This window comes from Paenibacillus sp. OK003 (genome assembly GCF_900109515.1).
Taxonomy (GTDB): domain Bacteria; phylum Bacillota; class Bacilli; order Paenibacillales; family Paenibacillaceae; genus Paenibacillus; species Paenibacillus marchantiae.
Genome location: NZ_FOBD01000015.1, coordinates 100,789 through 127,027, shown reverse-complemented (window position 1 = coordinate 127,027; position 26,239 = coordinate 100,789). Strand labels below are relative to the sequence as shown.

The window sequence follows — 26,239 nt, the reverse complement described above, 5'->3', positions numbered from 1 at the left end:
GACAAAGAAACAGGCGAAGTCGGCTCTGGACGAATACACTGTTTTGAACGATCCGAGGAGGAGGGGAAAGTATGAAACAACAAGTTACGCGTGAAGAAGCGTTGAAATTAATAGGCAAAAATATTGTCGCAATCAAAAAAGACGGTACTCGGGTGACGGGAAGACTGTTGAAAGTATCGGGCAATAAATTGGTGCTAAAACGTACAGTTGGCAAAAAAGTACGTACCAAAGCCATTTTGCCATTGGTATTATTTGATCTGCTCGCCATCGGTACGCTGCCTTATGCTTACGGCGCTGGCGCTGGATTCGGTTTTGGTCCAGGTGCTGGTCCGGGATTTGGCCCGGGACCAAAACCAGGCCCAGGGTATGGACCGGGATATGGTGGTGGATATGGACCAGGACCTGGATATGGACCCTATGGACCGCGGCCACCAGGCTTTTTTTAGACCGATTTATAATGTTTTTTCCAACTCGTAACAGCGGCTTAACATAATGTATCGAATTGTACTATATCCATTTTTTTGGTAAAATCGAAGTCCTTTTGTATTGCCTTCGTCAACCATCACTTTGGATCTTTTGCAACCTCGAGATGCCGCAAAGTTTTCCGCTTTGAGCAGCAAAGTCTGACCGTATCTCTTTCGCTGTTCTTTTGTGGAAACAGCCATCATATCCACATACAGCAGTTCGCCGTGCATGAGAAAATGGATGAAAGCGACAGCTTCGTTGTCAGGACTTGATGAGACAACAAAGGTCATGCCCCTGTTCATTCGCAGGGGTATTTCTTTGCGTATTTTATTGATTTCACTTTCACTCATATGAGATAGAGGAACAAGTTGAGAGTCAATCAGCCTCATTATGGCGGCATCATCCAGCTTGGATTTACGTTGCCGAATCACCATCGGAAGCCTCCTTTCAGGACCAGTCGTGCTGCTCGTATATCCTATGCCTGAGGCAAGTTGAAAGGTGACTGAATGAAGCGTGGGGATTGGGGTAACGTTAAAGATGGAGGTTGAAACATTAGAGACGTTCTGAATTTTTATACAAAAGGGGTATTGACTTATCGGTTGGAGGAATCATATAATGTTCCTAACATTTAACGAGAATATTTCATCGGCTATGAAGAGGACGAAGTTTTAAGGGCTCTTTTGCTCAGAGAGTGGCTGGAATTGCTGAAACCACCACCATTATCCCTTATATACGAGCTCACCTCGGAGCTGTTTTCCTGAAAAGCATTGGATGTCACTCCACTCGCGTATTAGGGAAAATCGTATGTCTGCGTTACAGACAACAGGTATGGAGAACGGGTATATCCGTTTGATCTATCGTTTTTTGTACCTGGTAAGGTCCGTTATTGCGAAATTTCGGACAAAGTTGGGTGGTACCACGGAAGCAACAACCTTTCGTCCCTCGCAAGCATAAACTTGTTTGCAGGGATGGAAGGTTTTTTTTGTAACTTTAAATGTCAGAATGATGTAAATTCCGAGAGGAGGATGACTGATGGGAGCTCAAATTCCAGAAGTACGATCGACAGATGAATTACGTGAAAAATGGATGAAGCCGGAGGTCATTAGCGGTTCCGAAATTCTGCTGAGAAGCTTGTTGCTGGAAGGTGTAGAGTGCGTTTTTGGTTACCCGGGCGGCGCAGTGTTGTACATTTACGACGCGATGTATGGTTTCGAGGATTTCAAGCACGTGTTAACCCGTCACGAACAAGGCGCCATTCATGCTGCTGACGGATATGCACGGGCAAGTGGAAAAGTGGGTGTCTGTATCGCTACCTCCGGACCAGGAGCAACAAATCTGGTTACGGGTATTGCAACAGCGTATATGGATTCCGTACCACTCGTAGTCATTACGGGAAATGTAATTTCCAGTCTGATCGGCTCAGATGCTTTCCAGGAAGCGGACATTACCGGAATCACAATGCCAATCACCAAACACAGTTACCTGGTAAAAGACGTAGAAGATCTGCCACGTGTCATTCATGAGGCATTCCATATTGCGAATACAGGTCGTAAAGGTCCCGTATTGATCGACATTCCCAAGGATGTATCGGCAAACAAAACGTTGTTTGAACCGGTGACTGAACCTGTTACATTGAGAGGGTACAACCCACGGACAGTACCGAACAAACTTCAGGTTGATCGTCTGGCTCAGGCGATTCAGGAAGCAGAACGCCCAATGATTCTGGCTGGTGGCGGTGTGGTATACTCGGGAGGACATGAAGAACTGTTCGAGTTTGTTGAGAAGACAGGCATTCCAATTACGACTACTCTCCTTGGTCTAGGCGCATTCCCAAGCGGTCATGAGTTATGGACGGGTATGCCGGGTATGCACGGAACATACACTTCCAATCAGGCGATTCAAAAATCGGATTTGCTCATCAACATCGGCGCACGCTTCGATGACAGGGTAACAGGCAAGCTGGACGGATTCGCTCCACATGCCAAAATTGTGCACATTGATATTGATCCGGCTGAAATTGGCAAAAACATCGCAACTGACATTCCAATCGTTGGTGATGTGAAAACGGTTCTCGAAATAGCGAACAAAGAGGTTCAACGTGCTGAACGTGCGGATGCTTGGAGAGATCAGATCAAACAATGGAAACAAGAGAAACCTTATAGCTACACAGATTCAGATGAAGTATTAAAACCGCAGTGGGTTGTGGAAATGCTGAATGATACAACCAAAGGTGAGGCCATCGTGACGACGGACGTTGGACAGCATCAAATGTGGGCAGCTCAGTATTACAAATTCAACCAACCGCGTTCATGGGTAACCTCCGGTGGTCTGGGAACGATGGGTTTTGGATTCCCTTCTGCAATTGGTGCTCAAATGGCCAATCCGGACAGACTCGTTATTTCCATCAACGGTGACGGCGGCATGCAGATGTGTTCTCAAGAACTCGCAATTTGTGCCATTAACAACATCCCGGTGAAAATTGTTATTATCAACAATCAGGTGCTTGGAATGGTACGTCAGTGGCAAGAAATTATCTACGAGAACCGATACAGTCATATCGACTTGGCAGGCAGCCCTGATTTTGTGAAACTTGCTGAAGCTTATGGTGTAAAAGGATTGCGTGCAACCAACAAGGAAGAAGCCGAGCGTGCTTGGCAAGAAGCCCTGGATACACCAGGACCAGTCGTTGTTGAGTTCGTAGTACGTAAGGAAGAAAATGTATATCCAATGGTTCCGCAAGGAGCGACAATCGATCAAATGCTGATGGGGGATGCTGAGGAATGATAAGACATACGATTTCGATATTGGTCAACGATCAGCCTGGCGTCCTGCAGCGGGTATCAGGGTTGTTCGGTCGACGGGGGTTCAACATTGAGAGCATTACGGTAGGTCAATCCGAGGAACCGGGTTTGTCCCGGATGGTCATTGTGACGATCGGTGATGACAAAACGCTGGAACAGATTGAAAAGCAACTGTACAAAATCATCGATGTCATCAAAGTAGTTGATTTCAGTCTGAAACCGATGGTTGCTCGTGAACTTGCATTGATCAAGGTCAAGGCAGAGCCATCCGAGCGTCCAGAAATTCTGGGTGTGGTGGAAACATTCCGCGCATCTGTTGTAGATGTTGGTCCAGGCAGCCTGATTGTCCAGGTGGTCGGGGATACAGAAAAAATTGATGCGATGATTGAATTGCTTAAACCATACGGTATTCGTGAACTGTCACGTACAGGTGTAACTGCATTGGTACGAGGCAACGTTTAAACAGTCATATTGAAATAAAAGCATGGTCTGATGCTTATCAACGGAACGACAAAGGTATGTTAGCAGCATTAAGCTGAGAAATATCGTTAATCTTAGATAAGGTGCCAGTCCCGCATAAGTTGCAATTTAACATTTTAGTGATGTAACGCTTGACAATATAGCCACACACCCGCATTAACGGGCGGGTGTCTGAACGGATCGGAGCAGACCAGAGACGCTAAAGCAGGAAAAGCGTGCCGGTCCCTTGAGACACCCGCTCATTAATGAAGGGTTCTTTACAATACAAAGGAGGACTTATAAACATGCCAGTAACTACTTATTATGAACAGGATGCAGAGCTTAGCGTATTGAAAGGAAAAACGATTGCGGTCATCGGTTACGGTAGCCAGGGCCATGCCCAAGCTCAAAACCTGCGTGACAGTGGATTGAACGTAGTCATCGGACTTCGTGAAGGTAAATCTTTTGACACTGCAAAAAATGACGGATTTGAAGTTCTGTCCCCGGCTGAAGCAACTAGCCGTGCAGACGTAGTTCAAATTTTGCTGCCTGACGAAACACAAGCTTCTGTATACAAAAACGAAATCGAACCAAACCTGAAAAAAGGCGCTGCATTGCTCTTCTCCCACGGTTTCAACGTTCATTTCGGTCAAATCGTTGCTCCAAAAGACAGCGATGTATTGCTGGTAGCTCCTAAGTCCCCTGGCCACATGGTACGTCGTACCTACGTGGAAGGATTCGGTGTACCGGGCCTGATCGCAATTGAGCAAGATGCAACAGGTAAAGCAAAAGATATCGGTTTGGCTTATGCTAAAGGTATCGGTTGCACGCGTGCAGGGGTTATCGAAACTTCCTTCCGTGAAGAAACAGAAACAGACCTGTTCGGTGAGCAAGCTGTTCTGTGTGGCGGTGTAAGCGCCCTGGTAAAAGCTGGATTCGAAACATTGACAGAAGCGGGTTACGCTCCTGAAATGGCATATTTCGAGTGTCTGCACGAATTGAAATTGATCGTTGACCTGATGTATGAAGGTGGACTTGCAAGCATGCGTGATTCCATCAGTAACACAGCTGAGTACGGTGACTATGTAACTGGACCTCGCGTGGTAACTGAAGATACGAAGAAAGCAATGAAAGAAGTCCTGACAGATATCCAACAAGGTAAATTTGCACGTGACTTCATCCTGGAAAACCAATCCGGTCGTGCATTCCTGACAGCAACTCGTCGCAACGAAGCTGAACACCCAATCGAAGTGGTTGGCGGACAATTGCGTGAGATGATGCACTGGATCAAGAAGTAAGTATTCGTTTTAAGGTAATCTAGTAAACTTACAGCTTTAACCGGGAATAGCGGCCGTGCATATGCGTGTGCCGCTATTACTGGTTTAGAGGAACATAAAATACAAGTCTAGGAGGTGCGAGGCGTGCGTAAAATCTATGTATTTGACACAACGCTGCGTGATGGAGAACAATCCCCGGGGGTCAATCTGAATACTCGTGAAAAGGTGGAAATTGCGCACCAGCTCGAGCGGCTGGGTATTGACCGGATGGAAGCCGGTTTCCCCGCGGCCTCTCCAGGCGATTTGGCGGCAGTTAATGCAGTAGCCAAAGCGGTCAAAAATGTTACGGTCATTGGCTTGTCCCGCTCCAGAGAGCAGGATATCGACGCGGTGAAAGAGGCATTGGAGGGCGCTCAAGACCCGTGTATCCATATCTTTTTGGCAACTTCACCTATTCACCGTCAGCATAAATTGCGCATGGACAGAGCCCAGGTTCTCGATACAGCTCGTTCCGCCATTCGTTATGCGAAGAAAACTTTTTCGAAGCTCGAATTCTCGTTGGAGGATGCAGGTCGGACCGAGTATGATTTCCTCGTTGAGATGGTAAATATGGCTGTGGAAGAAGGCGCAGCTGTTGTAAATATCCCGGATACGGTGGGCTATTTGAGCCCATATGAATACGGAAATATTTTCAAACATCTCAAGGAAAACGTACACAATATTGATAAGGTGCAGCTGAGTGCACACTGTCATAATGACCTGGGAATGGCAACTGCCAACACACTTGCAGCCATTCTGAATGGAGCCGATCAAATTGAGGGCACCATTAACGGCATCGGTGAACGTGCAGGTAATACCGCGATTGAAGAGATTGCCATGGCATTGGAGACACGTCAGGAATTTTTCCAGGCGAAAACTTCGCTGCAACTTTCTGAAATTGCTCGGACCAGCCGTCTTGTGAGCCGTTTGACGGGGATGGTTGTACCTGGGAATAAAGCGATTGTTGGTGCGAATGCGTTTGCACACGAATCTGGAATTCACCAGGATGGCATGCTGAAGGAGAAAACAACCTACGAAATTATGACGCCAGAGACCATTGGTCTGAAGGAAAGCAAGCTCGTATTGGGTAAACACTCGGGACGTCATGCTTTCCGTGAGCGCTTGATTGAGCTCGGTTATGAACTGGAAGATGAAGCCTTGAACCGTGCTTTTGCCCAATTTAAAGATCTGGCTGATAAGAAAAAAGAAGTGACGGATGAGGATTTGCTGGCGGTCATCGAAGAGAAATTGCAGGATGCACCTGAGGTGTTTAAACTGGAATCCATCTTCGTGACGTATGGTGATGAATCCACTCCAACGGCTAAAGTTCGTATTTCTACACTTGATGGTGATACGGTGGAACAACAAGCAGAAGGAAATGGATCGGTAGATGCGATCTATAATGCGATTGACCAAGTGAGCGGGGAAGAGGTAACGCTATCCGACTACTCGATCAAATCCGTTACGCATGGTAAGGATGCATTGGGTGAGGTACACGTCGTACTTACTCAAAATCAAATTTCTGTACAAGGACGCGGCGTAAGTACCGATATTCTGGGTGCCAGTGCACGTGCTTATGTCGATGGATTGAACAAGTTGATTGAGAAACGCAAGACCTATACGGATCGCGTTAATGTGAACCTGTAACACAAATTTGCAGCAAGCAAAGCCCTTCATTGGACTGGAATTCGTCTGGGTGGAGAAGCTAAGATGGAGTTCCCAGCCCTAAGTATTGTAGTTCAGTGAGGTACATAAAAAGTCTGACCCTCAACATTTGAAGGTCAGACTTTTTTGTTGTTACGTATCGAATAATTGTATTTTTATTTAGAGCATTTTCATTGAAATGAAAAGACGGACGTATTTAGTTATGCTGATAAGCTTTTACCAAGCATATGCGTTCGGAGCTTGTCCTCCAGGACCCGGGAAGATTTCATCCAAACGTTTGAGGACCGCTTCATCCAAAGGTACATCCAAACATTTGAGCGCAGTTTCAAATTGCTCCAGCGTACGCGGCCCAATAATGGGTGCAGTAACTGCTGGATTAGCGGCAACCCAAGCCAAAGCTATGGTATCCTGAGGTTCGCCCAGTTCGCGGCAAATTGCTGCGAATTGTTCAAGCTGAGTTTGATGGGACTCAATTCGCTCAGCAATGCCACCACTGCGTGTGCCTTCCAGCTTCTGGAGCGCATTGCGTCCAAGTAACCCACCGTCAAGCGGACTCCATGGAATAACGCCAAGGCCCAGTTCTTTCGCTGCGGGCAATACTTCCAACTCAGGCAAACGGCAGTTAAGACTGTATTTATGCTGCTCGGAAACAAGACCGAGGAAATGGCGATTTTTGGCTTCGCTTTGGGCAACGGCAATCTGCCAACCAGCAAAGTTGCTTGAACCTACATAACCAATTTTGCCTTGATGAACAGCGTTCTCAAACGCGCCCCAAAGCTCGTCCCATGAGATGGCGGGATCAACGTGGTGCATCTGGTACAGTTCAACATGATCAGTTTGCAGGCGGCGGAGGGAACCTTCCAGATGGCGTCTGATTTTGTAGGCGGAGAGACCTGCATCGTTGTTTGGACCGTCTGTATCGTCGTGCATGGAGCCATAAACTTTGGTCGCAAGTACAACTTTTTCTCGTCTGCCGCCGCCTTGTTTAAACCAGCGCCCAATGATCTCTTCGGTGAGACCTGAATTCTCGCCCCAGCCGTAAATGTTAGCGGTATCAAAAAAGTTCACACCAGCATCGAGTGCCGCATCCATGATACGAAATGCCTCTTTTTCGTCTGTAGCAGGACCAAAGTTCATCGTGCCGAGACAGATCCGGCTGACTTTAAGACCTGATTTTCCCAAGTACGTGTATTGCATGATTGCAATCCCTCCTGAGTTACCTGAATTTGTCTTCAGGCTTTATTTTAACTCAGTCAGAGGTACAGAACAACCAATCCTAAACCGCTTATAGGTAAAAACTATTAAAGTCATAGATTGTATATCTTGGTCAAATGACCTCTGAATATGATACAAAGGAGAGAGTTAAAAATGACACGTTAATTATTGAAGTGAAAAACCGAATGAATGGATATAAGGAGTGGACAACCCATGGCAGACGTGAAAAAAATTGCAGTTATCGCAGGTGACGGAATTGGTCCTGAAGTCGTAGCAGAGGCAGAGAAAGTTCTCAAACGTACAGAGGAAGTGTTCGGATACCGTTTTGAAACAGAGCATGCGCTGTTTGGTGGAATTGCTATTGATGAGAAAGGTACACCGCTTCCTGAAGAAACACTGACAGTATGTAAGAGTGCAGATGCTGTGCTGCTCGGAGCCGTTGGTGGTCCGAAATGGGACAACAACAGCAAGGAATTGCGTCCGGAAACAGGCTTGCTGGGCATTCGCAAAGCACTCGGACTGTTCTCAAACCTGCGTCCGGCAGTAGTATTTGATTGCTTGAAGGATGCTTCCACCTTGAAACCGGAAGTGCTGGAAGGTACGGATTTGATGGTCGTGCGTGAGCTGACTGGTGGAATCTACTTTGGTGAAAAATTCAGACGTGAAGGTGCACAAGGCGAAGAAGCAGTGGATACATGCGTATATAATGTAACCGAAGTGGAGCGCATCGTTCGTCAGGCGTTTGTAATTGCCCAAGGTCGTAGCAAAAGACTGGCTTCAGTAGATAAAGCCAACGTGCTGGAAACTTCCCGTCTTTGGAGAGAAGTTGTTAATCGTGTAGCACCGGAATATCCGGATGTAGAAGTGGAACATGTACTTGTAGACAACTGTGCAATGCAGTTGCTGCGTCGTCCATCCAGCTTTGACGTGATCGTGACTGAAAATATGTTCGGAGATATCCTTAGTGATGAAGCAGCGATGCTGACAGGTTCGATCGGCATGCTGGCATCTGCATCACTGGGTGAAGGAAGCTTTGGTCTGTATGAGCCAGTACACGGTTCCGCACCGGATATCGCAGGTCAAGGACTGGCGAACCCGATCGCAACGATCCTTTCGCTGGCATTGATGTTCCGTACAACCTTTGGTTATGCGGAAGGTGCTGATGCAATTGAAGCAGCTGTGTCTGATGTGCTGAATGCGGGACATCGTACAAGCGATATCGCTGTAGACAAGAGCAAAGCGATCAGCACGACGGAAATGGGCGATCTGATCGTCGCAGCAATCCAGAAACAAGCTTAATAATAGTAAAAACAGAACAGCTCTTTGCTCCGATCCGGAATTGCAGAGGGCTGTTCCTTTATGATTTTTGCCACGAAAAATCCTTATTTATAATTATTATAAAAAAACAACGATTATAATCTTGACTTTGAGAAGTCCGGATGATAACATTTTACTTGTACTTGTTATCAAGTAACAAACCCATTTTAATTACAGGAAAAGCGTTCTCGTTTTTCTTGATGATGAGCATTCAACTCGAGTGCTTACATAATCCCAAAGGAGGAATTGTTAGTTATGGCAGAACGTTTGGTTGGTAGACCCGCACCGGATTTTGCAATGGAAACAGTATCGGGAGATGGACAAGACTTTGGTTCCGTAAAACTGTCCGATTATCGTGGCAAATGGCTCGTATTTTTCTTTTATCCTTTGGATTTCACTTTTGTGTGCCCAACTGAAATTACAGCTTTGAGTGATGCTGCTGAGCAATTCAAAGCTTTGGATACTGAAGTTCTTGGCGTGAGCGTTGACTCCGTACACAGCCACAAAGCTTGGATCAACACACCTAAAGACAGCAATGGTCTTGGTCAATTGAACTTCCCACTTGCTTCCGACATCACGAAACAAGTTGCTAAAGATTATGGCATTCTGATCGAAGAAGAAGGCGTTGCACTGCGCGGCTTGTTCATCATCGATCCAGAAGGCGAATTGAAATACCAAGTGGTTAACCACAATGATGTAGGCCGTAGTGTTGAAGAAACACTTCGTGTACTGCAAGCTCTGCAATCCGGTGGATTGTGTGCAATGAACTGGAAACCAGGCGACAGCAATCTGTAAGCCTGATTGAACTTGAACGTTTATTGTTCAAGCCCTCATCCCTCATGGGATTGAGGGCTTTTTGCACCCTTTTGCGAGAATATAGTGCCTAAAGGAAGAAAAGTGTTTAAACAGGGACGTAAACGTGGTAATGATGTAATAGAAGAAAGCCTTCATTTTATCTCTGGAAAGAGGAATCGAAGGGCCTTAAGGCGAATAGGGTATGGAAACCCGGTAAATATTCCGGTGCTCTGCATTTATAATTTGTACATGAATGTGATACACTGATGGAACTATTCCTTTTTCGGAAGTGCTTGAAGTGTACGGGACTGCTATCTACTAAAAAGTCTCGGCACGTTATAAGGAGGGTGAACAAAAATGAGTTACTGTTGTGGGGCAAGTATGGTGGGAACAAAGGGCACGCTGAAGCATTACCGCACCCAGGTTCATAATGTTCCCCTGCTGTTTTGTCCGGTGTGTCACCGGGTAGAAGTGCATTATAAAGTGGAAAATGAATATGAAATTTTGGCTGAATATGCGCATGGAGATGGTGCGTCGGAGATTGATTTTCAAGATTACGTGACGGAAGATGAAGATGCGATTTTTGAAAATTGCGTGAATCGTGAAAGCGAGGATGCTATGGTCATTGTGCAGCGTCAGATCGACATGTCTCTGGATCTACTTCGTCTTGCCAAGGAAATGAAGGATGAGAAGTGGGAAAGTGAACTCAAGCGTCGCTTAGCCGTCATGAGTCAGCGCAGACTCAAAATTCAGCATAACAAGAGTGGACTATAGATTGAATTTAATTATTTAAAATTTAAATTATACAAACGAAGCTTATTCGCTAATCAAGCGAATAAGCTTCGTTTTTGTTGTATATAGAAACTAATTCACGGTTTTTCTTAAAATAATTTCCATTCGACACTTTCTCCGATTGACTCTCTTCTATAAACTTGTCTATGATAAAAACAGACTTGCAAACGAGGCGGAGCAAAAAATGTTCGTGTTTGGGAATAGGAGAAGGTTAGAATGGAACAGACGTATCATGTTTTCCGGATCGACTCTTGGTTACCCGGAATAGACCAGCTTGGGTTCCGGACATGCCATCCATATTTTCGGCTCAGCCCCCTAATGAAAGGGCACCGGTAATGAAAAATAAAATCGGCCCTTCCTGTTTCTGTGATGATATGATGTCCGAATGGCAAGTTTATCATTTACGTGAAAAGGAGGAACCTGACATGATTAGTGAATTTCAGGATACAGTGCCTCGGCCAACGAATGGATTCCCGCCTGTACATCTGGATAACAACAAATATGAGAATGTCCTGGAGCATCTGGATAGCGGTATAATGTTGTTTGACAGTAACGGTGTATTGACGTTTATTAACGTTCAAATGGCAAAATTGTTGGAGCTTCCTAGGAGTCTATTGAGCGGCTGCACCCTGATGCAAATGCTGCATCATCCACAGATGAGCCGATTCAAGAAAAAGAAAATTTTACGGATCTATCGGGAAACTATCTTTCACCGTAAGCGCTATCATGAATTGATTGACGAGTATGGCAGGCATTGGCTGGTTACAGTAACGTACGGGGATCAGATGGATGGGGACTTCCTCTTCAGTGTGAAGGATGTTTCCGATTATAAACAGATTGAGCAGACCGCTTATCAGAATGACAAACTTGCAATGCTGGGGCGGATTTCGGCATCGATTGCCCATGAGATTCGCAATCCTTTGACGGCTATCCGCGGATTTATCCAGTTGCTTCGTCCTCATTTGCTGCAATTGGGGAAAGACGAGTACGCTCGAATCATTCTAACGGAGATTGACAGGGCGAACGACATTATCTACGAATTTCTGAATTCCTCGAAACCGTCAGCTCCTCAGAAGACCATTATGTCTGTTAACTCTTTGCTCAAAGAGGTGGTCTTGCTGACAGAAAGCGAAGGATTAATGAAGGGGTGCGAGATCACCCTGGATGAAGCAGAAGTCCCGTTAAATGTGTCCATTGATGTCAAACAGATTAAGCAGGTCATTTTGAATATGGTTAAAAACGCAATGGATGCCATCGAGGATGTGGGCGAAGAGCATACTGGCTTGATTCAGATCTCTACGGGAACCGAGGGTAAGTATGTACAGATCTCCATTGCTGATAATGGACAGGGGATGGACCACAACACCCTAGTACGCCTGTTTGACCCGTTTTTCACCACCAAGGAGAGCGGAACAGGGCTGGGACTTTCCGTGAGTTACCGCATTATCAAAAATCACGGAGGCAACATCTCTGTGGATAGCAAAAAAGGGGAAGGCACCCGGTTCATCATTATGCTTCCTTTGGTGTGAAAACAGAGTTATGCGAACAGGAATTGGCTAACCCGCCGATTCCTGTTGTTTTTTGTTGGGACGATTAGGGTTATAGTTAGGAATGAATGCGAATACATAGTTCAATTTACGGGAGGAAGAACCAATTATGAATATCCAGGGAATGGAACAAATGAACAAACAGCTAATGGACCATGTAGGGAAGATCATTGTGGGCAAAGACCATACGATAGAGCTTGTGATGACAGCTATCATTGCTTCTGGACATGTCCTGCTGGAGGACGTACCTGGTACGGGGAAAACCATGTTGGCCAAATCAGTAGCCTCTTCACTGGATTGCACCTTCCAGCGTATTCAGTTCACACCGGATCTGTTGCCATCCGACTTGACGGGAATTCACTTTTTCAATCAAAAAGAAGGTGACTTTGAATTCAGACCTGGCCCCCTGTTTGCCAACCTGGTGCTGGCAGATGAGATTAACCGGGCTACACCGCGTACCCAGTCCAGTTTGCTGGAGTGCATGGAAGAACGGCAAATTAGTATTGATGGTTCGACCAGACAGCTGGAACGACCGTTTATCGTCATTGCCACACAAAACCCGGTAGATAACCAGGGGACTTTTCCGTTACCCGAGGCACAGATGGATCGTTTCATGATGAAGATCCGAATGGGCTATCCAAGTAGTGAAGAAAGTGTAGAAATTCTGAGACGTACGGTAGCGAGCCGATCTGTTGCCGATCTGTCGGCTATCATTAGTCGCGAGCAACTGCTTGAGGCACAGAGCACGTATACATCGGTCCAAATCGACGAAGATCTTTTGCGATATATTATCCGTCTGACAGAAGCGACTAGGCAGCATCCCGAGCTTTCACTGGGCGTAAGTCCACGAGGAGCACAGGCGTTGCTCAAGGCAAGTCAGGCCTGGGCTGCTTTACATGGCAGAGACTTCGTTCTCCCTGATGATATTAAATTATTGGCGGAGCCCGTGTTAGCCCATCGGCTTGTATTCCGCAACCGAGTGAGACAACAAGAGGGATTAGCGGAACGTATTATTCAGGAACTTCTGAGTCAGACTGAAGTGCCGACGGAGAATCTTGCCACAGGCAGCGGGCGATAACATATGGCATTACTATGGCTTGTCGTTGTTGGAGGCATTGTTATCGGAGTACATGGCATATGGTTCGGCCGTCCGGCTTTACGCAAGCTGAAGTACACCAGACAATTCAGCAAAATGCGTTGTTACGCCGGGGATGAGCTGGAGATGGTTGAGACGATCGCGAATGAAAAACGAGTATCGGTTCCATGGCTCAGACTTGAAGCTATGATGCCAGTTTCATTTGTATTCCGTTCCGGCTCAGGCATGGATATCAGTCAGGGAGACATTTATCAGAATCATAAAAGTATCTTTACTTTGAAACCGTTTACCCGTATTACGCGCAAGCATCCTTTTGTATGCAGTAGACGTGGGATCTACACGTTAAACAGCGTAACTATGACCGGAGGGGATCTGTTCGGCCTTTGGCGTACCTCGAAGCCAATTCCCGTTCATCTGTCGATGGTCGTATATCCTTCACTTGTTCATGCGGAGGATCTGCCTGCGATCTATCAGGTATGGCACGGTGAGGTTGAGGTATCCCGATGGATTGTTGAAGATCCCTTTCTGATTCTTGGGGTACGACCGTATGGTGCGGGTGATCCGATGAACCGTATTCATTGGAAAGCGAGTGCACGCACAGGAGAATTGCAGGTCTATAAGCAGGGATGGACTGCGGACCCTCAATCGTGGATTGTGGTTAACATTCAGGAGTCAGCAGACATGTGGAGTGTCGTTACCCGCCCGGAGATGATCGAACGGGCACTCCGTTATGCAGCAACAGCAGCGGTAGATGCGATTGGAAGAGGGTTACCCGCAGGGTTTGCTCATAATGGCTATCGTGTGAGTGGAGGGCGCGATCCATTGCGGATTGAGCCGGATTACGGCAGTCCTCATCTGGAAATGCTGCTGGAAGCTATGGCAGAGACGGAGCTTAAATGCATGGTTCCCATGGAGCAGTTCCTGAGTGATGAAGTTGAACGGAATGATGAGGCTCAGCAGGTTCGCAGTTATCTCTTAATTACGTCCTATGTATCTCCAGCCATGGAACATGAAATTGCGCGTTTGCATGAGCAAGGCCACCGTGTGACTATACTTCCGGTAGAGGGCGGGAAAAGCGATTCCAAGGCGGTGAGTGCATGAATGAGTCCATAAGCAACCGTAAAAAGGAAAGAGTGTTTTTATCCATATCGGCCGTTCTGTTGATTGGGGTATATTTCTATCCGCTTTTAACGCTGACTTCCCTCTATGCAACGGGACGTTTCCCTTACACATTAATGGCTATCTTTGTTATTACTGGCTGGTTAGGTCAGTGGGTACAGCATAGATTACCAACCCTGAGCGAAAAAAACACATTTATTCGATGGGGAGCAGCGTTGCTTATGGGGCTGTTGGTCTCATTGCTTATAGCACTAGTGTGGGCGTTTCCTTTACCTGATTTGCTGACGGCAGTGGTATGGGGTGTTATTTCAGCCTATATTGGGATAAATTTTCAACCTGTCTTCCGCTCGATTTTGATTTGGCGCTTGCAGATTTGGGGTGTAGTCAGTGCAATTGTGCTTAGTGGGGCGGCCAATGGAATGGAATTTATGCAACCTCTTCGGGCTTACACCGGAACCATATATGCAGCGGGAGTAATCAGTTTTGTTGGCTGGTTGGTAGGCCAATACAGTGTGCAGCTGGATCGGGCGATATTAAATGATGGCTCAAAACGGATCGTGTTACGTGAGTTTGCCCGGGCCAATCACCAGCGTCTGGTATGGATGCTGATTGTGATTGCAGGAATCGGCGCTTTTCCCAGTCTTGTTGCCTGGCTAGGTCCACTGCGTGACCGTCTGCTTGCATGGATCAGAGGTTTAATAGGCTCGAGCCCTAATCAGGAGCCATCTATTACGCCTACAGCTCCAAATGAACCGCCAATGATGCCAGAAGGGATGGAACCGGCAGGGGAGCCCTCTGTTTTCTGGGATATCCTGGGCTGGGTAGTCATGGGGGCTGTCGCAGTTGTGATCTTGTGGCTTATCCTACGTTTGGGACAGAAGGCGATAAACAAACTTATGGAGCGTTTCAAAGGCCTACTGCAGCCCGGTCAGAAGAAGGTAGAACCCCGGACGGAGTATGTGGACATTAGCGAAACGTTAGAGGCGCCTGCAAAAACGCGTAAATCCTGGTTCCGCAAGAAGGAGTCGCTGCCCTCACAGGAAGCTGAACGTGTTCGATATTATTATCGAAAGTGGATTGACAGAGCTGCACACCGGGGCGTGGATATACAGGGAGCACATACGCCATTGCAGGCTGCGGAGACGATTGTTCAGCACGGAGCCAGAGAAGATGATCAGAAGCTCTCTGCGATGCTACCAGATACCTATAACGCTGTGCGCTATGGGAAGAAAGCTCCAGACGATTCCGAGATGAGTGAGATTGATCGGATATGGAAATCTTATCGAAGTAAATAAGTCGGGAATCCCTTTACTTTTCTTGTTACGTTCAAGTATCATGAGAGGAATACACAAGTTGGTCAGAAAAGGAGCAGACATTAATGAAGACAAATCATTGCAAAATAGTAGATTGTACAATTCGCGATGGCGGATTGGTAAATAATTGGGACTTTAGCGTGGACTTTGTTCAACAGCTCTATGCTGGATTGAATGAAGCCGGCGTTGATTATATGGAAATTGGATACAAAAACTCACCGAAGCTCTTGAAAGGTGCAGAGGAAGCTGGACCATGGCGTTTTCTGAATGATGATTTCCTGCGCAAGGTAATTCCGCAAAAAGGAAATACCAAATTGTCTGCACTCGTTGACGTTGGACGTGTGGACGAGAATGACATTCTGCCGCGCAGCGAAAGCATGCTGGATCTGATCCGTGTAGCCTGCTACAGCAAAGATGTAGACAAGGCACTTGCTCTGGTTCAAACGTTCCACGATCGTGGATATGAAACAACGCTGAACATTATGGCATTGTCTAATGTTATGGAAAATGAACTGCTGGAAGCATTTGAACTGATCAAGGAAAGTGCTGTGGATGTTGTATACATAGTAGACTCCTATGGAAGCCTGGATCATAACGATGTGAAATATCTGGTGGAGAAGTTCAAGACGCATCTGCCGAACAAACGTCTTGGCGTTCACACGCACAATAACATGCAACTGGCGTTCTCGAACTCGTTGGTAGCAGCTGAGCTTGGCGTTGAACTGCTGGATGCTTCCGTATACGGTATGGGACGTGCTGCAGGGAACTGTCCGACTGAACTGCTTGTTGCTCATTTGAAAGGCACGAAATACAATCTGCGTCCCGTACTTGGTGTATTGGAGCAATTGATGGTCCCTCTCCGTGAAAAAGAAGAGTGGGGTTACATTTTGCCTTATATGATTACAGGTACATTGGACGAGCATCCTCGCTCGGCGATGGCACTGCGTTCGTCGGAAGATAAAGATAAGGTTGTTGATTTCTTTGATAAATTGACGACACCAGAAGTGAATTTTGATAAATAAGTTTGTTGCATAATTCTTGAAATTGACTTTAAGTCAACAAGAAATGAATCTACTACGTCTATAACTTTAGCGCATTAGCGTTTTAAGTCGAATGGTGCACATAGGCGAAAATTAGTCTAAAATACAGTTGCAAATTAAAAAAACATGGACTCCAATGGAGAGTTCATGTTTTTTTAGTTCTTATTGCCTTGTTTTTCTACATATCTATGAATAAATATTCCTAGGAGTGCTTATTTTTTTGTTCACGTCTGCGGAAATAAATGTTATTATGTACCAGATAGCATGTATTCGCATGTGAATTGAACGTTGGTAGATATAAAAATGTCGAATATTGTAACAATGTAGATTTATATCGTTAAGGTTATTTCAGGATAGGTGATCCCGGGAAGGAAAAAACACGGCATGAAGGCTAATCAGCAAGATCAGAGAAAAATAGGTTGGGTCGCGATAGGCGGCTTATTGTGTTTCCTCGCAAGTCAATGGTATCGTTCCTCTGCAAGCTCTGATCTGATCATATCCGGTTATCCGGTTTTGACACTCTTGGGTGGATTCGCTGCGGCAGCGGCCTGTATCGGCATTTATAATCAAAGCTGGTTGTTTCAGACTCAACGACTGACCCTCCGAAGGGTCCTTATGACTACGCTGTTTTTATTAATTGGTTTATTTGAACTGGTTCACATCGTTTCTTTTGCCGAAGAAATACCGAATGGCGCGATGGTGGAGTCAGAATTCTCGTTGAAGATGATGTCGCTGGGATCTCTTGTTTGTGCGGCAGGTTTGCTGTTCATATATACAGTCAGCGAGAGGGAAATTGCGTTACCACGCAAATTTTTAATCTTCAGTGGAACTCTAGGTACTTTTATTGTTTTGTATACAGTGGCAATTCAGGAATGGGCTGTGCTGCCGAACTTACTGGAGGGCAATGAGCTTGGTGGCATGTTTACCCGAATTCATTTTCTGGTCGGAATCCTGTATGGCGTGACTGCTGTTGTGTTATTTGTTCAATGGAAAAAAGGCAAAGAGGCTGATCTGCCTACCATCCTTTGTGCCATCCTCTGTTTTTTCTTTGGAGAATGTTACTTTGTCTCTGCTACGAAGATTAATGATCTCAATCTGTTGCTAGGTCTGTTAATCGATTGTTTAGGCTATTTCTTCATCCAGAAGGGACTGTATTCGTCTGTGGTGGATACGCCTTTCCTCAAACAGCAGGTGGCTGAAGCGAAAATGAATTTTATTGCTCATCATGATGATGTGACAGGGCTGCCGAATCGCCGTCGTCTTTCTCAGCGACTGAAAGTGATGATGAATGCAGCTATGGTTGAGGAGCAGCTTGTCGGAGTCTTGGTATTGAATATTAACCGGTTCAAAACAATTAATGATTCACTGGGCCAACAAGCGGCTAACCGTGTACTTCGTCAGGTTGGACAGCGTTTGAAGCATTCTTCGCTCCCGGGAGAGGAAGTGTTCGGACTGGGAAGAGATGAGTTCGTACTGACCATGACAGACTTCTGCACAACAGATACGGCGTTGCGGCGGACAAGATCGATCTTGCAACTGTTCGAAAAACCTGTAACGGTAGATGGGAACGAATATCATCTCACACTGGGTATTGGTATGGCGATATACCCGCATGACGGACACTCACCGGAAGAGATCATCCAGAATGCGGATACGGCGCTGCATAATGCCAAAGAGCAGGGAATAGAGCTAAACCGATATGCCCATGCGATGCAGATGAAAGCCCAGGAACGTTTGCAGCTTGAGAATGATTTGCGCAAAGCGCTGGATCGTGGGCAATTCTATCTTGTATATCAGCCGCAGGTTAATCTGGCGAGTGGGTTGATTGTGGGTATGGAGGCTTTGGTGCGTTGGCAGCATCCGCTGAGAGGGGCAGTATCCCCTGCGGAATTTATTCCTCTTGCTGAGGAGAGTGGGCTGATCGTGCCGCTTGGAGAATGGGTATTGCGTGAGGCCTGTACACAGAACAAGCGCTGGCAAGAAGCGGGTTACCGTAAGCTGTGTGTGTCGGTTAACCTGTCCATGAGACAATTCAGGCATTCCCATCTGCTGGACAACATCAGCGGCATTCTCAAAGAGACAGGCTTGGAACCGGTGTGGCTTGAGCTCGAGATTACGGAGAGCATGACGTTTGACAAGGATCGTGCGTTTGAGCAGTTGCGCAAAATCAAGGAAATTGGTGTGCACATCAGTATTGATGATTTTGGCACCGGGTACAGTTCACTGCATTATTTGAAAGATCTGCCGATTGACCGCCTCAAGATTGACCGTTCCTTTGTCAATGAAGTGATGGAGGACAGCAATAACGCGGCAATTGTGTCGACTATTACGTCGATGGCTCATCATCTGCAGTTGAAAGTGACGGCTGAGGGTGTTGAAAATGAGGACCAGCTTGCGTTTCTTCGTGATCAGCATTGTCATGAGGCTCAAGGGTACTTTTTCAGCAAACCGATTGAGGCAGCCGATTTTGAAAAAAAGTTTTTGAGAGATGTGGATAAACCCACGGGGTAAGGATAGACAGGGGCGTGGACACGCTTCTGTCTTGTTTTATTTCGAAAGGTTTGGGGCGAAATGGTAAAAAGAAGTTGCAAGCATTGGATGATCATGTTATATTAATTTTGTAAAATTCATGTTAATGTTCCTCGGAACTTGACGGGACGTAGCTCAGCTTGGTAGAGCACCTGGTTTGGGACCAGGGGGTCGCATGTTCAAATCGTGTCGTCCCGATCGTCATTCGCGCGGGTGTAGTTCAATGGTAGAACTTTAGCCTTCCAAGCTAATAGCGTGGGTTCGATTCCCATCACCCGCTTAATTAATGCAACATCCGAAACCCTTGTGGACACAAGGGTTTTTCTTTTTTTTCTGAAATAAACTCACCAAAAGTTATATTGAATGGAGAGATTGAAATTCAAAACCTTTGCTTTTTCCCCATCATCTGGTACAATAACGGAGAAATTGATACTACATATGAATGAGAGGTAACCATACGTCCCATGAAGTAAAACACATGAATTGAACCCCAGTAACTGCAGAGAGTGTATTGACGCAGTCAGCCAAAAAGCGGCTGAGCAATGAGGGGATTCGTGTGTCCAAATTCAGCTATGGGATCAGGTATGGAAACAGGCAGGCTGTTCTGGCTTTGCTTGTGTGTACCCTTTTAAGGGTTCTTTGTTCATACCGTGGGGTATCTTATGCTTGTTTTTTGACGCTTTATCCAATCCTGAATTGCCTACCGCCGGCTGATGCCAGCGGTTTTTTTATTTTGAATTGCAGGAAGGATGAGGCCTCATGATGACAATGGTACGCCTACATGAAGTATCGAAAGAGTGGAACGGAAATGAGTTGTTTGCAGGATTGAATCTCGAAATAAATGAAGGGGAGCGGCTCGCCATTCTAGGTCGCAACGGTTGTGGCAAGACCACCTTATTACGCATCATTCTTGGAGAAGAAGAGGGCGGTGGACGCATCGAACGACACATTCCCCAGCAGGAGTGGGGTTTCATGCGCCAGGGCTCCTTGATCAAGCCTGAGATGAATGTGCTTGAGGCTGTCCGGCAGGAAAGTGGACGGATTTACGAAGTAAAACGTGACCTGGAATTACTGGAACAACGGATGAGCAACAGTGGAGCGGCAGATGAGCAGCGGCTGCTCGAAGCTTATACGATAGCGATGGAGCAATATGAGCAATTGAACGGGTATATGTGGGAGACTGAGGTAGAGAAGGTACTGAGGCGTCTGGGGTTATCGTCGGAACATTGGAGTCGGCCATATCATTCTTTGAGTGGTGGGCAAAAAACGAAGGCCCGTCTCGCAGGACTATTGGTCAGTAAACCCAAATTTCTGATTTTGGATGAACCGACGAATCATCTGGATGAAGAGAGTATGCGCTGGCTTGAAGAATGGCTTTCGGCCTATGCTGGAACATTGTTGTTTGTCTCTCATGATCGGACCTTTATTGATGAGGTCGCAACGGGTGTCATCGAGTTTAGCCCGGATGCACTAACCAAATATAAGGGCGGCTACACGGATTACAAAGGCCATAAGGAACGGGAATTGCGTGAGCAGGAAGCAACCTATCGCAAGCAGGAGCTGGAACGTAAAGCGCTAGAAGAGACGATCCGCAATTATCAGCAGTGGTTTCATCAGGCTCATAATTCAGCAAGCGATGTGGAAGTGAAAATAACTCAGAGCTTTTACAAAGCGAAAGCCAACAAGAACATTTCCCGCTACCATGCCAAGCAAAAGCAACTGGAGCGCTTGGAGAAGGAACGCGTGGATAAACCCCGCGAAGCTGCAAAATTGAACATGGAGCTGCAGGTGAATACACTGGCTGCCCGCCAGCTTCTTGCACTGGAAGACGTTAGCTTTTGTTATCCGGAAAGCCCGACATTGCTTCACAATCTCCGGATTGCAGTCGAACGTGGAGATCGTCTTGCCGTACGTGGTCTGAATGGCACAGGCAAGACGACACTGCTCAAACTGATGATTGGAGAGCTGGAACCATCCCAGGGCAAAGTGACACGTCATCCACAGCTGAAGATCGGTTATTTTTCGCAAGAGCTTGAGGGGTTACCGGAAAGAGAGACGCTTCTGGACAGTTTGCTCAGTCTTCCATCCATGACACAAAGTGCTGCACGCACCATTCTCGGATGCTTTTTATTCTCAAGAGATGATGTGTTCAAGCGTATTGGGGATTTGAGTATGGGAGAGAAGTGCAGAGTTGCATTCCTGCGGTTGTACTTCGGGGGAGCTAACGTGCTGGTGTTGGATGAACCGACGAACTATTTGGATATTGACACCCAGGAAGTGATGGAGAATATATTGAAGCAGGCATCCGGAGCACTGGTACTCGTATCCCATGACCGTATGTTGACCAAAGTACTCGCCAGCCGTTTGCTTGATTTAGAACCCGGTGGGAAGGCTACACTGTATGAAGGCGGAGTGGAGGACTGGGAGCAATCCATCAAACTGCGAGAGTCCGCCCTTGAGGTCAGGGAGTCAGATGATGAACGGCTGCGGCTTGAAATGCGTTTATCTGAGTTGTTATCTCCCATGAACAGCGCGAGCAATGATGTGTTGACTAAGCCTGATGATGTAATTGAACGGGCGGCTGAAATTGCCGAGGTTCGGGAAATTCAGCGTCGTTTGAAACAGCTGCACGAGCTGCGAAAACAGAAGTAATCGATTGACGAAGCTTATGCTGTTTTACTTTTTGGCTTAACATTTGATCATGCGGCTTTACGGCTTGCTATTTCGAGCGATTTTGCATATAATAATGGACGATCATCAGTAAATTTGAAGGTTTATCTGACATGCAAACGTGATGATGGAGACAAGTAAGCAGTGCCTCTGGACAGGGAGGAAGCGCCGTAGATTGAGAGCGTTTCTATAGAACAAGGCTGCTGAAATTCACTCCGGAGCGGTTCCCTGAACCATATCTTGCAATTCATTGCAGGAGTTAGTAGGGGGTAACGGTTAACGGTCGTTATTCCGTATAGAGTGAGGCAAACATGTTGCAGGCCGGAAGGGCCGGGCAGCACTGAATGTCTAACAAGGGTGGTACCACGGTCTTTTCGTCCCTTCAGGGGAGAGAAGGCCTTTTTTTGTTGCTTTAACACCACATAAAGGGGGCATTTACACATGAAAGAACGTTTGGAGGCATTAAAGATCGAAGCGCTGGAGCAACTGTCTGGCGTGAATGATCCACAGACGCTGAGTGATCTGCGTGTAAAGTATTTGGGGAAAAAGGGTGCATTGACCGAGATTTTGCGCGGAATGGGTGCGCTTAGTGCAGAGGAACGTCCAGTGATCGGTCAGGTTGCCAATGATGTTCGCGGTGCTATTGAAGAAGTTATTGACAGCAAGCAGGAGCAGTTCCAGAAGGAAGAGACGACGAAACGCCTACAATCCGAAAAAATTGATGTGACCCTGCCAGGACGTCGCGGACGTCAAGGCGGACTGCATCCACTGACCAAAGTGGTACAGGAAATCGAAGATATTTTCATCGGTATGGGATACCGCATAGCGGAAGGTCCTGAGGTTGAAATGGATTATTACAACTTCGAAGCACTGAATCTGCCGAAGAACCACCCGGCACGTGATATGCAGGATTCTTTCTATGTAACAGAAGATCTGCTGATGCGTACGCATACGTCACCGGTTCAGGTTCGGACCATGCAAAGCATGAAAGGAGAAGTGCCTGTTAAAGTCATCTGTCCGGGTAAAGTATACCGTCGTGACGATGACGATGCGACGCATTCGTTCCAGTTCAATCAGGTTGAGGGTTTGGTTATTAGCGAGAACATTCGCATGAGTGATCTGAAAGGCACCTTGCTGCAATTCGTACGCGAAATGTTCGGTTCACACACTGAAATTCGCCTCCGTCCAAGCTTCTTCCCGTTCACCGAGCCAAGTGCTGAAGTGGATGTGACTTGTGTGCAATGTGGTGGCAGTGGCTGCCGGGTATGTAAACAGACAGGTTGGCTTGAGATTTTGGGCGGCGGCATGGTTCACCCGAAAGTGCTTGAGATGGGCGGCTATGAACCGGAGAAATACAGTGGGTTTGCATTCGGAATGGGCGTAGAGCGTATCGCCATGCTGAAATACGGCATTGATGATATTCGTCATTTCTACAACAGTGATATGGCGTTCCTGAAACAATTTGGACGACTGTAATTACCGAAGTCGCATACAGGGCGAACGCCCTTCATTTGCAACACCAATTCATAGATTAGGAAGTGAACGTCCATGAGAGTATCGACAGATTGGCTGTCTGATTATATCGCGCTGGAAGGCGTGGAACCGCAGGAGTTGGCAGAGAAATTCACCCGTGCGGGGGTTGAGATTGATGTAGTGGAGAACCGGAACCAGGGCGTGAACAACGTGGTTGTCGGTTACGTGAAGAGCAAGGAGAAGCACCCTGACGCGGATAAGCTGAATGTATGTGTGATTGATGCCGGACAGGAAGAAGATCTGCAGATCGTGTGTGGTGCGAAAAATGTGGATGCCGGTCAAAAGGTAGTCGTTGCCCTGGTAGGAGCGAAGCTCCCTGGTGGACTCGATATCAAAAAAGCCAAGCTGCGCGGCGTGGTATCCCTTGGCATGATCTGCTCTGCCAAAGAACTGGGCATGAACGACAAGTTGCTGCCGAAGGACCAACAGGAAGGCATTCTCGTACTGCCGGCACAAACGGAAATTGGCACACCAATCAGCCAAGTGCTTGGTCTCGACGATCATGTCCTTGAACTGGACCTGACACCGAACCGCTCCGACTGTCTGAGCATGCTGGGTGCAGCTTATGAAGTAGGGGCAATTCTCGGTCGTGAAGTGAAGCTGCCTGATCCAACTCAAACGTTGGTGGAAATCGGTGATGCGGCTGCGAATCATATCTCGGTTGAGATTACGGCTGGCGAACAATGCACTCATTATGCAGCCCGCAATGTAACTGGGATCAAGCTGGGAGCTTCCCCGCAGTGGATGCAAAACCGTTTGATGGCCGCTGGCATCCGTCCGATCAATAATATCGTTGACATCACGAACTATGTGATGCTGGAATACGGACAGCCGCTGCATGCTTTTGACGCAGATAAGCTGGAGAAGGGCCACATTGAGGTGAGAATGGCCAAAGAAGGCGAAACGATCGTGACGTTGGATAGCCAGGAGCGCAAGCTGGAGCCGCATATGCTGCTCATTACCGATGGCGTGAAACCGGTAGCCATCGCGGGTGTTATGGGTGGCGAAAATTCCGAGGTAACGGAAACCACAGTGAATCTGTTGCTGGAATCCGCCAAGTTCGACGGCGGAACCGTTCGGAAAACGTCGCGCCAACTGGGGCTGCGTTCCGAAGCGAGCATGCGTTTTGAGAAGGAAGTCGATCCGGCTGCTGTCATTACGGCATTGAACCGTGCGGCTGAATTGATCCAGCGTTATGCGGAAGGCGAAGTTCATCAGGGGATCGTGGAAGCTGGAACAGCCGCAGCGGATAAACATATTGTGCAGCTGTCGCTGGATAAACTGAATCGCTATCTGGGAACTGAGTTGTCCCTTCTTGAAGTGAAAACCATCTTCGCTCGTTTGCACTTTGCGTGTGGTGATGCGCAGCAGGGTCTGCTAGATGTTGAAGTGCCTAGCCGCAGAGGGGATATTACACTTGATGTGGATCTGTTTGAAGAGATTGCCCGTCTGTACGGATACGACAATATTCCAACTACATTGATCGAAGGACCAACAACACCGGGTGCTTACACGCGTTCGCAAGCAATGCGCCGTACCATTCGTGGTTTGTTTGCAGGTAGTGGCTGGCAGGAAATGATCAGCTATTCATTTGTACACCCGGATAAAGTATCCTTGTTCCCTGCTCTGACAGAAGGCAGTAAAGCCGTGAAGCTGGCTATGCCGATGAGTGAGGATCGCAGCGTGCTTCGCACGAGCATTTTGCCGCAAATGCTGGATGCAACCGTGTATAACATGAACCGCAAGCATGATTCACTGGCTGTATTTGAAGTAGGCAGTGTATTCTTCACTGATGAAGAAAAGCTTACGAAGCAACCGCATGAAATTCCGGTCCTGAGCTTGTTGCTCACCGGAAACCGTGCATCCCAGCAGTGGAATGTGGGAGCAGAGAAAGTGGACTTCTTCGATTTGAAAGGTGCACTTGAAAACCTGTTCGCCTATGTGGGTCTGGAGCAGCGCATTCGCCTGGTGGCAAACAGTCCAGAAGGTTTCCATCCTGGTCGCTCCGCATCGGTATACCTGGATGCAAAAGATGGCGGAGAGGGTAAACTGATTGGTACGATGGGTCAATTGCATCCTGAACTGCAGCAGCAGTATGATTTGAACGATGTATATCTCGCGGAGATTGCGCTCGAAGCCATCTATAGTGAAGCGGATGCGGATATCCGTTATCGTGAGCTTCCGCGTTTCCCAGCAGTTGAGCGGGATATCGCTGTTGTTGTAAGTAAAGATATCGAAGCTGGGGATATGCTGCGTGCGATTCGTGAATCTGCTGGTGAGCTGCTGCAAACGGTACAGGTATTCGACGTGTTCACAGGCAGCAAGCTCGGTGAAGACAAGAAGAGCGTAGCGATGGCTCTCGTATATCGCAACCGTGAACGCACATTGACGGATGAGGAAATTACCGAGGTTCATGCTCGTGTTGTTGCTCGTCTGGAGGAGCAATTTGGAGCCGAATTGCGTAAATAGAACATAAGTCAATTTTTTGAACAAAGATTAGCAGGAATTGCTTGAAGTCACATCGAATCCTTAGCATTAGAGGATCGATGTGACTTTTTTTGTTTTAC

Annotated in this window: 19 protein-coding genes and 2 tRNA genes; 19 read left to right on the top strand and 2 right to left on the bottom strand. The window is 47.0% G+C overall.

Annotated elements, in window-relative coordinates:
• The first annotated feature begins 71 nt into the window (after positions 1-71).
• Positions 72-446, top strand: coding sequence for a hypothetical protein (locus BMW94_RS22210; protein WP_091001076.1), 375 nt, complete (start codon positions 72-74; stop codon positions 444-446).
• A 6-nt stretch (positions 447-452) separates the two neighbouring features.
• Here the strand turns inward: BMW94_RS22210 and BMW94_RS22205 are convergent, their stop codons facing one another.
• Positions 453-896 (bottom strand): GNAT family N-acetyltransferase, encoded by a 444-nt coding sequence (locus tag BMW94_RS22205; protein ID WP_091001123.1) that lies wholly within the window; start codon positions 894-896, stop codon positions 453-455.
• A 601-nt stretch (positions 897-1,497) separates the two neighbouring features.
• Between BMW94_RS22205 and ilvB the strand changes: the two genes are divergently transcribed.
• The 4 genes from ilvB to BMW94_RS22185 all read left to right on the top strand — a co-directional run bounded on the left by ilvB (position 1,498) and on the right by BMW94_RS22185 (position 6,688).
• Positions 1,498-3,249: a biosynthetic-type acetolactate synthase large subunit gene (ilvB, locus tag BMW94_RS22200; protein WP_091001075.1), complete on the top strand. Its 1,752-nt coding sequence runs from the start codon at positions 1,498-1,500 to the stop codon at positions 3,247-3,249.
• On the top strand, positions 3,246-3,728 hold the full coding sequence (gene ilvN / locus BMW94_RS22195) for an acetolactate synthase small subunit (RefSeq protein WP_091001074.1): 483 nt from the start codon (positions 3,246-3,248) through the stop codon (positions 3,726-3,728). Before ilvB ends, ilvN begins: the two co-directional genes overlap by 4 nt.
• Before the next feature lie 302 nt (positions 3,729-4,030).
• Positions 4,031-5,023, top strand: coding sequence for a ketol-acid reductoisomerase (ilvC, locus tag BMW94_RS22190; RefSeq protein ID WP_024628318.1), 993 nt, complete (start codon positions 4,031-4,033; stop codon positions 5,021-5,023).
• Positions 5,024-5,146: 123 nt separating this feature from the next.
• Positions 5,147-6,688, top strand: a complete 1,542-nt coding sequence (locus tag BMW94_RS22185; RefSeq protein ID WP_091001073.1) for a 2-isopropylmalate synthase — start codon at positions 5,147-5,149, stop codon at positions 6,686-6,688.
• Positions 6,689-6,922: 234 nt separating this feature from the next.
• Here BMW94_RS22185 and BMW94_RS22180 read toward each other — a convergent pair whose 3' ends face one another.
• Positions 6,923-7,903 carry an aldo/keto reductase gene (locus BMW94_RS22180; protein ID WP_091001072.1) on the bottom strand — a complete coding sequence of 327 codons (981 nt, stop codon included), beginning with the start codon at positions 7,901-7,903 and terminating at the stop codon, positions 6,923-6,925.
• Between the two features lie 231 nt (positions 7,904-8,134).
• On the opposite strand from BMW94_RS22180, the gene leuB reads away from it, so the two are divergent.
• The 14 genes from leuB to pheT all read left to right on the top strand — a co-directional run bounded on the left by leuB (position 8,135) and on the right by pheT (position 26,141).
• The gene (gene leuB, locus BMW94_RS22175) at positions 8,135-9,220 is read left to right on the top strand and encodes a 3-isopropylmalate dehydrogenase (protein ID WP_024628321.1); all 1,086 of its coding nucleotides are present in this window, start codon (positions 8,135-8,137) and stop codon (positions 9,218-9,220) included.
• Between the two features lie 273 nt (positions 9,221-9,493).
• The gene (locus BMW94_RS22170; RefSeq protein WP_091001071.1) at positions 9,494-10,033 is read left to right on the top strand and encodes a peroxiredoxin; all 540 of its coding nucleotides are present in this window, start codon (positions 9,494-9,496) and stop codon (positions 10,031-10,033) included.
• 357 nt (positions 10,034-10,390) lie between these two features.
• Positions 10,391-10,807: a hypothetical protein gene (locus BMW94_RS22165; RefSeq protein ID WP_024628323.1), complete on the top strand. Its 417-nt coding sequence runs from the start codon at positions 10,391-10,393 to the stop codon at positions 10,805-10,807.
• Positions 10,808-11,250: 443 nt separating this feature from the next.
• Positions 11,251-12,354 carry an ATP-binding protein gene (locus tag BMW94_RS22160; protein WP_091001070.1) on the top strand — a complete coding sequence of 368 codons (1,104 nt, stop codon included), beginning with the start codon at positions 11,251-11,253 and terminating at the stop codon, positions 12,352-12,354.
• Positions 12,355-12,481: 127 nt separating this feature from the next.
• Complete coding sequence (locus BMW94_RS22155; protein ID WP_091001069.1) at positions 12,482-13,450, top strand: AAA family ATPase; 969 nt, start codon at positions 12,482-12,484, stop codon at positions 13,448-13,450.
• 3 nt (positions 13,451-13,453) lie between these two features.
• Positions 13,454-14,569, top strand: coding sequence for a DUF58 domain-containing protein (locus BMW94_RS22150; protein ID WP_091001068.1), 1,116 nt, complete (start codon positions 13,454-13,456; stop codon positions 14,567-14,569).
• A complete protein-coding gene (locus BMW94_RS22145; RefSeq protein ID WP_091001067.1) occupies positions 14,566-15,882 on the top strand; it encodes a hypothetical protein in 1,317 nt (438 codons plus the stop codon). Before BMW94_RS22150 ends, BMW94_RS22145 begins: the two co-directional genes overlap by 4 nt.
• Positions 15,883-15,965: 83 nt before the next feature.
• Positions 15,966-16,922 carry an aldolase catalytic domain-containing protein gene (locus tag BMW94_RS22140; protein WP_091001066.1) on the top strand — a complete coding sequence of 319 codons (957 nt, stop codon included), beginning with the start codon at positions 15,966-15,968 and terminating at the stop codon, positions 16,920-16,922.
• Positions 16,923-17,324: 402 nt separating this feature from the next.
• Positions 17,325-19,451, top strand: coding sequence for a bifunctional diguanylate cyclase/phosphodiesterase (locus BMW94_RS22135; protein ID WP_091001065.1), 2,127 nt, complete (start codon positions 17,325-17,327; stop codon positions 19,449-19,451).
• 142 nt (positions 19,452-19,593) lie between these two features.
• Positions 19,594-19,667 (top strand) — tRNA-Pro (locus BMW94_RS22130).
• 11 nt (positions 19,668-19,678) lie between these two features.
• Positions 19,679-19,749 (top strand) — tRNA-Gly (locus BMW94_RS22125).
• A gap of 479 nt (positions 19,750-20,228) precedes the next feature.
• Positions 20,229-22,121, top strand: coding sequence for a ribosomal protection-like ABC-F family protein (gene abc-f, locus BMW94_RS22120; protein ID WP_091001064.1), 1,893 nt, complete (start codon positions 20,229-20,231; stop codon positions 22,119-22,121).
• Positions 22,122-22,580: 459 nt separating this feature from the next.
• A complete protein-coding gene (gene pheS, locus BMW94_RS22115; protein WP_091001063.1) occupies positions 22,581-23,615 on the top strand; it encodes a phenylalanine--tRNA ligase subunit alpha in 1,035 nt (344 codons plus the stop codon).
• 72 nt (positions 23,616-23,687) lie between these two features.
• A complete protein-coding gene (pheT, locus tag BMW94_RS22110; protein WP_091001062.1) occupies positions 23,688-26,141 on the top strand; it encodes a phenylalanine--tRNA ligase subunit beta in 2,454 nt (817 codons plus the stop codon).
• Positions 26,142-26,239: the final 98 nt, after the last annotated feature.

Coding starts and splice junctions, on each gene's coding strand:
- BMW94_RS22180 (WP_091001072.1), bottom strand. CDS start 7,903: ATGCAATACACGTACTTGGGAAAATCAGGTCTTAAAGTCAGCCGGATC.
- BMW94_RS22140 (WP_091001066.1), top strand. CDS start 15,966: ATGAAGACAAATCATTGCAAAATAGTAGATTGTACAATTCGCGATGGC.
- BMW94_RS22135 (WP_091001065.1), top strand. CDS start 17,325: ATGAAGGCTAATCAGCAAGATCAGAGAAAAATAGGTTGGGTCGCGATA.
- BMW94_RS22145 (WP_091001067.1), top strand. CDS start 14,566: ATGAATGAGTCCATAAGCAACCGTAAAAAGGAAAGAGTGTTTTTATCC.
- BMW94_RS22155 (WP_091001069.1), top strand. CDS start 12,482: ATGAATATCCAGGGAATGGAACAAATGAACAAACAGCTAATGGACCAT.
- ilvN (WP_091001074.1), top strand. CDS start 3,246: ATGATAAGACATACGATTTCGATATTGGTCAACGATCAGCCTGGCGTC.
- ilvB (WP_091001075.1), top strand. CDS start 1,498: ATGGGAGCTCAAATTCCAGAAGTACGATCGACAGATGAATTACGTGAA.
- pheS (WP_091001063.1), top strand. CDS start 22,581: ATGAAAGAACGTTTGGAGGCATTAAAGATCGAAGCGCTGGAGCAACTG.
- BMW94_RS22160 (WP_091001070.1), top strand. CDS start 11,251: ATGATTAGTGAATTTCAGGATACAGTGCCTCGGCCAACGAATGGATTC.
- pheT (WP_091001062.1), top strand. CDS start 23,688: ATGAGAGTATCGACAGATTGGCTGTCTGATTATATCGCGCTGGAAGGC.
- BMW94_RS22165 (WP_024628323.1), top strand. CDS start 10,391: ATGAGTTACTGTTGTGGGGCAAGTATGGTGGGAACAAAGGGCACGCTG.
- ilvC (WP_024628318.1), top strand. CDS start 4,031: ATGCCAGTAACTACTTATTATGAACAGGATGCAGAGCTTAGCGTATTG.
- leuB (WP_024628321.1), top strand. CDS start 8,135: ATGGCAGACGTGAAAAAAATTGCAGTTATCGCAGGTGACGGAATTGGT.
- BMW94_RS22170 (WP_091001071.1), top strand. CDS start 9,494: ATGGCAGAACGTTTGGTTGGTAGACCCGCACCGGATTTTGCAATGGAA.
- BMW94_RS22150 (WP_091001068.1), top strand. CDS start 13,454: ATGGCATTACTATGGCTTGTCGTTGTTGGAGGCATTGTTATCGGAGTA.
- abc-f (WP_091001064.1), top strand. CDS start 20,229: ATGATGACAATGGTACGCCTACATGAAGTATCGAAAGAGTGGAACGGA.
- BMW94_RS22210 (WP_091001076.1), top strand. CDS start 72: ATGAAACAACAAGTTACGCGTGAAGAAGCGTTGAAATTAATAGGCAAA.